General features: G+C 54.5%; 3 protein-coding genes. All 3 read right to left on the reverse strand.

Annotation, left to right across the window (positions count from 1 at the left end; genetic code table 11):
- Positions 1–536 (reverse strand): biotin/lipoyl-containing protein (locus V6D20_18040; GenBank protein ID HEY9817683.1); only part of this gene is annotated, 536 nt, incomplete at its 3' end.
- A gap of 308 nt (positions 537–844) precedes the next feature.
- Positions 845–1,294 (reverse strand): YlqD family protein, encoded by a 450-nt coding sequence (locus tag V6D20_18045; GenBank protein HEY9817684.1) that lies wholly within the window; start codon positions 1,292–1,294, stop codon positions 845–847.
- A 390-nt stretch (positions 1,295–1,684) separates the two neighbouring features.
- A partial coding sequence (locus tag V6D20_18050) for an AMP-binding protein (GenBank protein ID HEY9817685.1) occupies positions 1,685–3,055 on the reverse strand: 1,371 nt, incomplete at its 5' end.

Raw genomic sequence — 3,055 nt, forward strand, 5'->3', positions numbered from 1 at the left:
GCAGTTGGCTGGGGAGCACTGGGAGCTTTACCCGCCGCCGCTTCTATATCTGCGGCAATAATGCGACCGTGGGGCCCGCTACCCTGGAGGGCGTTGAGGTCAACCTTGAACTCCTTGGCAAGCTTGCGGGCCCGGGGAGAAACCACCAGGCGGCCAGACTTGACAGCTCCATTTTGGGACGTTGTGGGAGCGGCGATCGCTGGGGCTGCTGCAGGAGCAGGGGCTGGAGACGCTGCCGATGCTGCTGTTCCTGCCTGGATGGCGCTGGCCTGCTGCTGGGCTAATTCAATCTCTGCTTCAGTTTCTGCCACTAAGGCAATGGGAGCCCCCACGGGCGCAACTTCATCAGCCGGGACAATGATGCTGGCCAGATACCCTTCATAGAAGGTCTCTACATCCATGTCGGCCTTATCGGATTCCACAACAACGACGGTTTCACCCTTCTCTACCTTGTCTCCCGGTGATTTGACCCAAGACACAATTTTGCCTTCGGTCATCGTGGAGCTGAGAGCGGGCATGAATACTTCATGAATCATGGGGTAGCGTCTGACTCGATCAACAACAGCACTGCGAAGTTCTCGCAAACCAGCAGGGTAGCACCCATGAACGCAGCAGAGGGGTTCTCAGACGCCCTCGCCAATTCACGGTCGCGATCCTAGATTGTAGCTTGAAACCGCTTCATTACAGAATATGAGTGGGGACTGAATACCGATTCATCGTTCCTTCGTTCTAGCTCTGGAGTGATGAACCACGCCCCCAGGCAGGTCGCCCAGCACTACTTGTGAGGGCGATCGCTCGTCCTTAGGCATGGAGTCGCGATCGCCCTCTCGTGATTGGGTGGATTTTAAAGATCGCCGCGGATGTCTTCCACGACCCCATCCCGCATCAGGATCTCCACCTGCATCTTACGGATGAGGTTGTCGCCCTTCTCAATACGGAAGAAACTTTCAATTTGTCCTTGACCAACTTCTTGATCCATTTCTAGGAGCTGCACCTGTTGAAGCTGCTGTAGGGTTTGGTTTTTCTTCTCCAGCAACTGGCTTTTCTTTTGGTTGACTTGAGTTTGAATACTGCCGATTTGTTGGCTCATGGCGGGATCATCGGATTGCCCACTTTGTTTCTGAACCTCCGTCACCATCCGCTGTCCTTGGGCCTCAAGCTGCTGAAGCTGACCATCGAGTTGGTTGATTTGGGTTTGCAACTGTTGTTGAACTTCTTCTTTCCAACGGGGGGTCACAACAACTTTGATGTTGATCAGCCGTTTCAGTAATAGGTGTGATTGTGAAGCTTCCATGGGCAACTGCTTAGAAATCTTGGGAGTAACTTGAGTTTAAGACGGATGCACCGACCCTAGCACGGGTGCTCACCAATAGCGGTAGCTGCGTGCTGAATGACAGCCCTGCAATGTCCGTCATCAGCCTGCATCCCGCTGGCGGGAGCAGAATTGAAAGGGAACATCATGACATTGATCGCAGCCTGACGTGCGATTTAGCCTTCATCTCAGGGACGATAGCTTTAGGATCATCTGTTGGGCGATCGCATCATGCCTAGCGATGGATGAAAATTGGTCAAACATCCCGTTGATCATACCGCGATCGCGTCCCTAAAACGGCCGACAATTGCTGCCTGGAGGATTTCGACGCAATCTTATGGGATTCGGTTGCCTGGGTCTTGAACCAACTGCCTAACTCTCGAACATATTGTCAATTAACGACTGATAGCGATCGTAGACGACAGGACGACGAATCTTCAGCGTTTGAGTCATCATGCCGTTATCCATAGAAAACGGTTCCAGAATCAGCCGGAAGGGACCAATGCGATCGTTGGCTTGGTAGTTGGGCCGATCTTGCACATGATGAGTTAACTCTTGGCGATACAGGCTTTGAATCATCCCATCCTCCATAGACAGGGGCGATCGCCCTGGTTGGGGGTCAGGTTTGTCTAGACTGACGCCCTCTGGCACCTGCAGCGTTTTGCCCTGCTGATTAGCCCACACTTCTAAGGCATTTAAGTTGGGCACAATCAGAGCCCCCAGGGAGCGCTGATCTTGGCCCACCAGCATAATCTGGTCAATATAAGGACTGCGCACACAGGCATCCTCAATGGGCTGGGGTTCTACGTTCTCGCCATTGGTAAGGACGATGGTGTCCTTAGCACGCCCGGTTAACACCAGATGTCCAGCGGCGGTGAGATGCCCCAAATCGCCGGTATCAAACCAGCCGTCGGCGTCGATGGCCTTGGCCGTTGCCTCGGGATTTTGATAATAGCCCGTCATAACCTGAGGGCCACGGGCTAGCACTAGGCCGCGATCGCCCACCGGCAGAGGTCGTCGGGTTTCGGGATGGACGATGCGAATTTCAGTGCCCGGAACCGGCTGCCCGGCAGATCCTCGCAGATTGTTCCAAGGGCGACGTGCCGTGAGCACTGGCGCAGTTTCGGTAAGCCCATAGCCCACAAGCACTTCCACACCAATCACTTCAAAGAAAGTATCCAAATGCTTTGCCAAAGAACCGCCGCCGCTAATCACCTGCTTAATATTGCCGCCGGTTGCGCCGCGAATTTTGCTGTAGACCAAGCGATGGCCTAGACGATGTAGAGGCCAGCGAGCGATCGCTTCTAATCCTGCCAGCATCCGTTCAAGGGCTGAGGGCTGCAGGTTCTCCAGATTCAAACCGCTGTAGGTGCGCTTAGCCGTGATGTAGCGATGGCTATTGGTGAGGAAGGTATTCACCAGCTTTTGACGAGAAGCAGGCTGTTCGCGCAACTGCCGCTGGATGCCTTCATAAATGGACTCCCAGAGCCGGGGCACACCCACCATAAAATGGGGCTGAAAGGTTTTCAGATCTTCTTTCACATGGCGCAGGCTGGTATAAACCTGGGTGCAGCCCTGGGAAAGCAGAAAATATTCACAGGAGCGCTCATAGGCGTGCCAGGTGGGCAGAATGCTGAGAACGCGATCGCCCGCCTTAGGCTGCACCACAACACCGAGGGTGTTGACCTGGTGCAGCAGGTTGGCATGGGTGAGCATGACGCCCTTGGGATGGCCGGTGGTGCC

Source organism: Candidatus Obscuribacterales bacterium, from assembly GCA_036703605.1.
Classification (GTDB): Bacteria; Cyanobacteriota; Cyanobacteriia; order RECH01; family RECH01; genus RECH01.